The sequence below is a fragment of the Mycobacterium sp. TH-M82 genome, from assembly GCF_057473605.1.
This window is the reverse complement of sequence record NZ_JBYCKY010000204.1, coordinates 1-8,880: the sequence shown is the minus strand read 5'-3', so window position 1 is coordinate 8,880 and position 8,880 is coordinate 1. Positions and strand designations below refer to the sequence as shown.

Annotated in this window: 8 protein-coding genes and 1 pseudogene; 7 read left to right on the top strand and 2 right to left on the bottom strand. The window is 69.5% G+C overall.

Annotation, left to right across the window (positions count from 1 at the left end; all coding sequences use genetic code 11):
* The 4 genes from AC2VON_RS06040 to AC2VON_RS06025 form a co-directional block, all read left to right on the top strand.
* Window positions 1-1,505, top strand: a 1,505-nt coding sequence (locus AC2VON_RS06040) for an ABC transporter substrate-binding protein (protein WP_486952123.1), incomplete at its 5' end; no start/stop codon positions are given.
* A gap of 155 nt (window positions 1,506-1,660) precedes the next feature.
* Entirely contained in the window at window positions 1,661-2,563 is a 903-nt protein-coding gene (locus AC2VON_RS06035) for a hypothetical protein (RefSeq protein WP_486952122.1), read from the top strand.
* A 65-nt stretch (window positions 2,564-2,628) separates the two neighbouring features.
* Window positions 2,629-3,534: an N-acetyl-1-D-myo-inositol-2-amino-2-deoxy-alpha-D-glucopyranoside deacetylase gene (gene mshB / locus AC2VON_RS06030; RefSeq protein WP_486952121.1), complete on the top strand. Its 906-nt coding sequence runs from the start codon at window positions 2,629-2,631 to the stop codon at window positions 3,532-3,534.
* 135 nt (window positions 3,535-3,669) lie between these two features.
* Window positions 3,670-4,089, top strand: coding sequence for a hypothetical protein (locus AC2VON_RS06025; RefSeq protein ID WP_486952126.1), 420 nt, complete (start codon window positions 3,670-3,672; stop codon window positions 4,087-4,089).
* Here the strand turns inward: AC2VON_RS06025 and AC2VON_RS06020 are convergent.
* Window positions 4,069-4,680: a hypothetical protein gene (locus AC2VON_RS06020; RefSeq protein WP_486952120.1), complete on the bottom strand. Its 612-nt coding sequence runs from the start codon at window positions 4,678-4,680 to the stop codon at window positions 4,069-4,071. The genes AC2VON_RS06025 and AC2VON_RS06020 overlap by 21 nt on opposite strands.
* A 152-nt stretch (window positions 4,681-4,832) precedes the next feature.
* Here AC2VON_RS06020 and AC2VON_RS06015 point away from each other — a divergent pair, with 152 nt between their 5' ends.
* Together AC2VON_RS06015 and AC2VON_RS06010 are read left to right on the top strand one after the other, a co-directional pair.
* Entirely contained in the window at window positions 4,833-7,433 is a 2,601-nt protein-coding gene (locus AC2VON_RS06015; protein WP_486952125.1) for a bifunctional FO biosynthesis protein CofGH, read from the top strand.
* On the top strand, window positions 7,430-7,996 hold the full coding sequence (locus AC2VON_RS06010) for a YbhB/YbcL family Raf kinase inhibitor-like protein (RefSeq protein WP_486952119.1): 567 nt from the start codon (window positions 7,430-7,432) through the stop codon (window positions 7,994-7,996). Before AC2VON_RS06015 ends, AC2VON_RS06010 begins: the two co-directional genes overlap by 4 nt.
* Window positions 7,997-8,005: 9 nt before the next feature.
* On the opposite strand, the pseudogene AC2VON_RS06005 reads toward AC2VON_RS06010, so the two are convergent.
* A pseudogene (locus tag AC2VON_RS06005) lies at window positions 8,006-8,152 on the bottom strand (hypothetical protein); the annotation flags it as partial.
* A gap of 123 nt (window positions 8,153-8,275) precedes the next feature.
* On the opposite strand from AC2VON_RS06005, the gene AC2VON_RS06000 reads away from it, so the two are divergent.
* The coding region (locus AC2VON_RS06000) for an aminotransferase class I/II-fold pyridoxal phosphate-dependent enzyme (RefSeq protein WP_486952124.1) at window positions 8,276-8,880 on the top strand (605 nt) is incomplete at its 3' end.

Genomic DNA, 8,880 nt, shown 5'->3' with positions numbered 1-8,880 from the left:
CCGACAACGCCCCGATCGCAGCGGACGACTTCTGGTATCTGTGGCAGCAAATGGTCACCCAGCCGGGCGTGGTCGACCCGGCGGGCTACGACCTGATCACCGGGGTGCATTCGGTCGAGGGCGGTAAGCAGGCCGTCGTCACGTTCACCCAGCCCTACCCGGCGTGGCGAGAGCTGTTTTCCAACATCCTGCCGGCGCACATCGTCAAAGACGTACCGGGCGGGTTCCCGGCCGGGCTGGCCCGGACGCTGCCGGTGACCGGCGGACAGTTCCGGGTGGAGAACATCGACCCGCAGCGCGACGCGATCCTGCTCGCCCGCAACGATCGGTACTGGGGCCCCCCGGCCAAACCGGACCTGATCCTGTTTCGCCGGGCCGGGCCACCGGCGGCGCTGGCCGATTCGATCCGCAACGGCGACACCCAGCTGGCCCAGGTGCACGGTGGTTCGGCGGCGTTCGCCCAGCTGTCGGCCATCCCGGCGGTGCGGACAAACCGGATCGCCACGCCGCGAGTGATGGAGCTGACGCTGCGGGCCAACCAGCCCAAGCTGGCAGATGCGCAGGTCCGCAAGGCCATCCTGGGGCTGCTCGACGTCGACCTGCTGGCCGCGGTGGGCGCCGGCAGCGACAACACCGTCACGTTGGATCAGGCCCAGATCCGTGCGCCCAGCGACCCCGGTTATGTGCCGACCGCACCGCCGGCGATGACGACCGCTGCGGCGCTGGGGCTGCTGGAATCGTCGGGCTACCGGATCGAGAAGAACGCACCACCCTCGTCGCTGACCCCGCCGTCGGTGGCAGCGGCCGCACCCGCTAACCCACGCCCCCCGGAAATCACCCGGGGTCGGATCAGCATCGGCGGCGAGCAGCTTTCGCTGGTCATCGGCGTCGCGGCCAACGACCCGACCTCGGTGGCGGTGGCCAACACCGCCGCCGACCAGTTGCGCAACGTCGGGATCGCCGCGACCGTGCTGGCACTTGAGCCGGTGAAGCTGTACCGGGGGGCGCTGATCAACAACCAGGTTGACGCCGTTGTCGGCTGGCAGCAGGCCGGCGGTGACCTGGCTACGCTGCTGGCTTCCCGCTACGGCTGCCGGGCGTTGCGCGCGACGGCGGTGTCCACCCCGGATACGGCGGCCACCGCGTCTGCGGCGGCTGAAACGTCCTCGGCCGTGCCGCCCCGCACACCGGCGACCGGCCCGGCATCGACCGCGCCGTCTGCTCCGTCCGATCCCGGTGCGCTGGTGCGGGCGCCGTCGAACATCACCGGCGTCTGCGATCACAGCGTCCAGTCGAACATCGACGCAGCCATGGACGGCAGTAAGCCCATCAGTGAGGTGATTACGGCGGTGGAGCCGCGGCTGTGGAACATGGCGACGGTGCTGCCGATCCTGCAGGACACCACGATCGTCGCCGCCGGTCCCAGCGTGCGGAATGTCAGTCTGTCCGGGGCGGTGCCGGTCGGCATCGTCGGCAACGCCGGCAACTGGGTGAAGATTCCTTAAAACCTCCGGATCACCACGATCGACCCTGGGTGACCACGGCTGTCGCCGGTGAGTCAGGATCTGGCTCCGATATAACACCCCTGTCTGTTGCCACACAGTCGACTATGCGTTAACGTTAAGCACTTCAGGCTGACCATCAGGGGAAGGTTAGGCGCATGGAACAGGTTACCCGCCGGTGTGTCGCCGCTGGCGCGGCACTTGCCGCCTGCGGCTTTGTCGTCGCGACCCCCGCGGTGAAGTCAACTCTGCCCGACGTCCAGGTGCGTGACGCCGACCTGCTCGCGGACGTATCGGAGCTGAACCACTCGCAGGTCAGTGCTTTCTACGATCTCGTTCAGCAGGAGCTGGGGGGAAACGCCGACCTCGATCTGGCCCACCACGACGTCGACCCGGGCGCAGCGCTCTTCGGCGGTGACGGTGGCACTTTCAACACCATCGACACTCCGGCACTCAACGCCGACGGCATAATGCTCGACCAGAGTCTGCTGGGTAGCCTGTTCGGCGCGGACTCGGTGGCAGAGATTCTGCGCGAGGGCGCGATCAACGGCGTCAACCCGATCGGCGCCGGCGCCGTCGGCGGCATCACGCCCGGTGGCGAGTTCGGTTCCGACGCCCAGGGCGGAGACACCGCCGCCACCAACGCGGCCGCGGCGGTAGCCAACGTTATAGCGGCTTTTCCGGCGGCCTACCAGAGCTTCACCGAAGGCGTCGTTGCCGCGGAAATGGCACTCAACAGCTACCTGGTCAGTGCCCAGGAGACCGCGGCGAATCAGGCGTTCGGCGCCGGCAGCCCCAACAGCGACCTCGTCAACTTCATGTTCAACCTCAGCAACATGGCGCTGGCCCACAACGAGGACTCGCTGAACAGCCTGCTGGGCGCGAACTTCGACCCCGGTGCCATTCAGAGCAGCCTGCTCACCAACTTCGACCCCGAAGGTCTGAGTCAGGCTCAGTGGGCCGCCGCGCTGGGGCTCACACCGGACGACTTCACCGCCATCGTGGCGGCTGTCGGGTCCAACGACTACTTGAGTTTGCTGGGCGGCCTCTTCCCGGGCTGATCGCATTCCTGACCGCACGTCAAGTGCGGGCGGGGGCACGGATACCGCGGCGGTAGAGTTCGGCCATGCCGTATCAGGAGACTCCCCGGCTGCTGTTCGTGCATGCCCACCCCGACGACGAGACGCTGACCACCGGGGCCACCATCGCCTACTACGCCGCCCGCGGCGCGCAGGTGCAGGTGGTGACCTGCACGCTCGGCGAGGAGGGTGAGATTATCGGCGACCGCTGGGCGCGGCTGGCCGTCGATCACGCCGACCAGCTCGGCGGCTACCGCATCGGCGAGCTCACCGCAGCGCTGCACGCCCTGGGGGCCGGGGAGCCGGTCTTTCTCGGCGGTGCGGGCCGCTGGCGTGACTCGGGCATGACGGGCACGCCGGCGCGACACAGGCAGCGGTTCGTCGACGCCGACGATACGCAGGCCGTCGGCGCTCTGGTGGCGACCATCCGTGAGCTGCGCCCGCATGTGACGGTGACCTATGACCCGCTGGGTGGCTACGGACACCCTGACCACGTACACACCCACCTGGTTACCACCGCGGCCGTCGCCGCCGCCGGCGGCACGGACTATCCGGGGCCGCCCTGGGCCACGCCGAAGTTCTACTGGACGGTGCTAGCCGCCAGCGCGGTCCACACCGGCCGGCGTGGCCTGGATTCGTCGGATCTGTTGCCGCAGTGGGTGTTGCCCGCCGACGACAGCGCGGCCGGGGGCTATCCCGACGAGTCGATCGACGCCGTCATCGACGCCGCCGGGGTGTTGCCCGCCAAGGTAGCGGCTGCGCGGGCGCACGCCACCCAGGTCACCGTCGGTCCCACCGGGCGGGCATTCGCGCTGTCGAACAATCTGGCGCTGCCGATCCTGAGCAGCGAGCACTACATCCTGGCTGCCGGTGCCGCGGGCCCGCGCGACGAGCGAGGCTGGGAAACCGATCTGCTCGCCGGGCTCGACCTGACCGCTGGCATCACCCGGTAGGCTTCCGGCCACGCACCGTCACACCGAGGGGTACCGACTTTGACCGCTACCGGGCCGGGTGTCGAGTCGCTCCCGGAAACCACGACCGCCGAGACCGCCGAGACCGCCGGGAGCCCGGCGATCCGTTTCGTGGTGATGTCGCTGCTGGCGGTCGACGGGGTGCTCTGTGCGGTGGCCACCGCACTGCTGTTGCCCACCTATGTCGGATCCGCTCCCTTCCCGGTCAGTGCGTTGATCGGGGGTGCGGTCAACGCCGCCCTGGTCTGGGCCGGCCTGCACTGGACCGCGTCGTCGCGGTTGGCCGCGCTGCCATTGTGGACCTGGCTGGTCACCGTGGCGGTGATGACACTCGGCGGCCCCGGCGACGACCTCATTTTCGGCGGGCGGGGAGTGATGGCCTACGGCGTGCTGGTGATGATCGTGCTGGGCGCCTCGCAGCCGGCGTGGCTGCTGTGGCAGCGCCGACGGTCGGCGGCCGCGCCGCAGGGATCAGGGGGATCAGGGGAGTCAGGGGAGTCAGGGGAGTCAGGGGAGTCAGGGGAGGAGGAGGCCTAGCAGGTCGGGTGCACCGAGATCGAACGGGTCAAGCAGGCCGGGCAGCCCGCCGACATCGGCGACCGAATCGGGCGGAGGCGGCGGCAGCAGACTGTGCAGCCAGCTGACCTGGGTGTCGACGAAATCGTGCCACGCGGTGGAGGTAGCGCTGCCGATATTGCTCAGCGCCTGGTTCAGGTCCACGGTTCCATCCAGCAGGTAGGCCGTGTTGAACACCAGGCTCCGCACGATGGCCTCGTCGAGGTCGTAGTAGAAAGTAATCTGCGGAGCCAGCAGGCCGAGGAACGGCACCCAGCGGATGGCCCACGAGGCCAGGGTGGCGCCGTACTGCGTCCACGGTTCGACGGTGAGGTAGAAGCCGATGATGGTGTCGCCGATCGACGTGGGTTCCGTCGCTAGAGCCGGTGCGGCGGTGTCGGCGATCTCGGATGCTGCCGTCGTGAGCTGAGCCGCCGGGGCGACGGCCGGGGCGGAATCCGGGGTGGGATGCGGTGTCACCGGCGGTGTCAGCACGGCGCCGGCGACGGTGACTGTCGCGGCCCCCGCCGCCAGCAGTGACCGCCCGGAACCGGGCTCCGCCCCCTCGTACATGCGGATGAATCTACCGTTGCAACGGGAGCTGGTTACCGGCGTGCCGTGGCTGCGGTTACTGTGGCCGGTATGGTCCGTGTGACTCGAGCCGGATCGCCGGAGCGGGGCACAACCCCCGGATGGATTCCGGCCGAGTGGAAGTTACACCAAGCGTGCCGCTGACCTCAGCTGAACAACAGGCCACCCTGTCCAGCTCCGCACCGGCACCCGAACCGAGTGCGTCGGCGCTGCGCCGCGTGCTGCGGCGTGCCCGCGACGGCGTCGTCCTCAACATCGAAGAAGCCGCGGTCGCGATGACCGCCCGCGGTGAAGACCTGGCCGATCTGTGCGCCAGCGCGGCACGGGTGCGCGACGCCGGTCTGCAGTCCGCCGGGCGGCGCGGGCCGAATGGAGCGCTGCCGGTCAGCTACTCGCGCAAGGTGTTCATCCCGGTCACCCACCTGTGCCGCGACAGCTGCCGCTACTGCACGTTCGTCACGGTCCCGGGCGTGCTGCGGGCACAGGGCAAGGGCATGTACCTCGAACCCGACGAGATTCTCGACATTGCCCGTCGAGGCGCGCAGCTGGGCTGCAAGGAGGCGCTGTTCACCCTCGGTGACCGGCCCGAGGCGCGCTGGCCCGAGGCGCGGCAGTGGCTTGATGAGCGCGGCTATGACGCCACGCTCTCTTACGTACGGGCGATGGCGATCCGGGTGCTCGAGGAGACCGGACTGCTGCCGCACCTGAACCCCGGCGTGATGAGCTGGTCGGAGCTCTCGCGGCTCAAGCCGGTGGCGCCCTCGATGGGCATGATGCTGGAGTCGACGTCTGCGCGGTTGTTCGAGACCAAGGGCCTGGCGCACTACGGCAGCCCGGACAAAGATCCGGTGGTACGGCTGCGCACTCTCGCTGACGCGGGCAGGCTTTCGATCCCGTTCACCACCGGGCTGCTGGTCGGCATCGGTGAGACGTTGGAGGAACGCGCCGATACCGTGCATGCGATCCGCAAGGTACACAAGGAGTTCGGTCATATCCAGGAAGTGATCGTGCAGAACTTCCGGTCCAAGGAGCACACCGCGATGGCGTCGACGCCCGACGCCGGCCTCGACGATTTCGTGGCGACGATCGCGGTGGCACGGTTGGTGCTGGGGCCCAAGATGCGCATCCAGGCGCCACCGAACCTGGTCTCCGCCGACGAGTGCCTGGCGCTGATCGGCGCCGGGGTCGACGATTGGGGTGGGGTGTCGCCGCTGACCCCCGACCACGTCAACCCCGAGCGGCCCTGGCCGGCGCTGGACGACCTGGCGGCGATCACCGGGCGGGCCGGCTACGACCTGGTGGAGCGGCTGACCGCCCAGCCGGACTATGTCCGGGCCGGTGCGGCCTGGATCGACCCGCGGGTGCAGCCGCACGTCATGGCCCTGGCCGATCCCGCCACCGGATGGGCCCGCGACGTCACCCCGGTCGGGCTGGCGTGGCAGGAGCCCGACGACGTGGCCTGCACCGGCCGAGTGGACCTGCACACCGCCATCGACACCGAAGGGCGGGCCACCGACGTCCGAAGTGATCTGGAGAGTGCGTTCGGCGACTGGGAGTCGATCCGAGAACAGGTGCACGAACTGGCTGCGCGGGCACCGGAGCGTATCGACACCGACGTGCTGACCGCGCTGCGCTCGGCGGAACGAGACCCGGCCGGCTGCACCGACGACGAATACCTGGCGCTGGCCCATGCCGACGGCCCGGCCCTGGACGCCGTTGCTGCATTGGCTGATTCGCTACGCCGCGATGCCGTCGGTGACGACGTCACCTATGTGGTCAACCGCAACATCAACTTCACCAACATCTGTTACGTGGGCTGCCGGTTCTGTGCGTTCGCCCAGCGCAAGGGTGACGCTGACGCATTCTCGCTCTCCAACGAGGAGGTCGGTGAACGCGCCTTCCAGGCATATCAGGCCGGTGCCACCGAGGTCTGTATGCAGGGCGGCATCGACCCGGAGTTGCCGGTCGCCGGCTACGCCGATCTGGTGCGGGCCGTCAAGGCCAGAGTGCCGTCGATGCACGTGCACGCGTTCTCGCCGATGGAGATCACCAACGGCGTCACCCGAAGCGGGATCAGCATTCGGGAGTGGCTGATGATGCTGCGCGACGCCGGCCTGGGCAGCATCCCCGGCACTGCGGCCGAGATCCTCGACGACGAGGTGCGCTGGGTGTTGACCAAGGGCAAGCTGCCGACGTCGATGTGGGTGGAGATCATCACCACCGCGCACGAGGTCGGGTTGCGGTCGAGCTCGACGATGATGTACGGCCACATCGATGCGCCGCGGCACTGGGTCGCCCACCTGCATGTGCTGCGCGACATCCAGGACCGTACCGGCGGTTTCACCGAGTTCGTGCCGCTACCGTTCGTGCACCAGAGCTCGCCGCTGTATCTCTCCGGGGGTGCGCGACCGGGGCCCACCCATCGGGAGAATCGGGCCGTGCACGCGCTGGCGCGGATCATGCTGCATGGGCGCATCCCCAACATCCAGACCAGCTGGGTCAAGCTGGGCGTGCAGCGCACCCAGGTGATGCTGTGCGGCGGCGCCAACGACCTGGGCGGCACCCTGATGGAGGAGACCATCTCCCGGATGGCCGGCTCTGAGCACGGGTCCGCCAAGACCGTCGCCGAGCTGACCGCCGTCGCCGAGGGCATCGGCCGGCCGGCTCGGCAACGCACCACCACCTACGAACCGTTTCACCAGCGGCCGGTGAGCAAGGTATACACCCGCCCATGAGACTTGCATCGGCCCTGCTGGGGGTGGTGGTGTTCGCGACGGCCGGATGCGGCGGCAGTCATGTGCCGTCCGACAGCGCGCCCGCATCCGCTTCGCCGTCGACGGCACGCCCTGGCAGCTTCACAGTGGCCAGCCCGGCGTTCTCGGAGAAGACGCAGATCCCGGCCGAGTACTCCTGCACAGGCGCTAACGTGCCGCCGCCGTTGCGCTGGCAGAACGTGCCGCAGGGTGCAGAGTCGCTGGCCCTGGTGGTGGACGACCCCGACGCGCCGGCCGGGCTCTATGTGCACTGGGTGGTCACCGGCATACCGCCGTCGGCCACCGAGATCACCGAAGGTGTGCTGCCCGGGGCGGCGGTGGTCAGCCTGAACTCCGCCGGCAAAGCGGAATACCTCGGCCCGTGCCCGCCAGCGGGCAGCGGGGTGCACCACTACCGGTTCCAGCTGTACGCGCTGAGCAAGCCGTTGGCGTTGACACCGGCGACACCGGTGCCGGAGTCGACCACGACGATCGCGAACTCGTCGGTCGGCCTCGCCGGCACGGTCGGTCTTTTCGGCGACTGAGTTCCCCGGTCGGTTGGACGCCACCACCGGGATATCGACGTGCGCGGTGACGGCGCTGCTGATGTCGACGAACGCGTGGTTGGGCACCGAGATGACGATGGTCGGGATCCGTGCCTCGTGCCAGCCGAAGCCGGAGTTGATGATGGTGGCCGCCGAAACCATCACGGTGCCTCCTCGTCGGATACCTGTGGTCTCAAGTTGGTGCTTTCGCGTCTAGTATCGGCAACCGATGCAACCGCCGCCCATAGGTCCGACTCCGTGACATCCGGGCACGGGGGAGTGTCGGCATCGCTGCCGGCGTTCCCGTGGGACACCCTGGCCGGGGCGGCGGCGCTGGCCCGATCCCACCCCGACGGCATCGTCGACCTGTCCGTCGGCACCCCGGTCGATCCCGTCGCACCCGTCATCCGTGACGCGCTGGTGGCCGCCGGCGGGGCGCCGGGGTATCCGGCTACCGCCGGCACTCCGGCGCTGCGGGCCTCGGCGGTCGCCGCGCTTCACCGCCGCTACGGCATCACCGGGCTGGGCGAGGCCCACAGCTCCGCGGTGTTGCCGGTGATCGGCACCAAAGAGTTCATCGCCTGGCTACCGACGCTGCTCGGCCTGGGCGGCGACCAGCTGGTCGTGGTGCCGGAGCTGGCGTACCCGACCTACGAGGTGGGCGCACGGTTGGCGGGCATGCAGACGTTGCGCGCCGACTCGCCGGCCGCACTGGACGCAACATCGCCGGCGCTGATGTATCTGAACTCGCCGAGCAACCCGACCGGCCGGGGGGGCGGCGCCCGCGCCCCGCCCCCCCGCCGCCCCGGGGGGCCCCGCCCCCCGGGGCGGCGGGCCCCCCCCGCCGGCGCCCAGGGCCGGGGGCGGGGCGCGCCCCCCGCGGC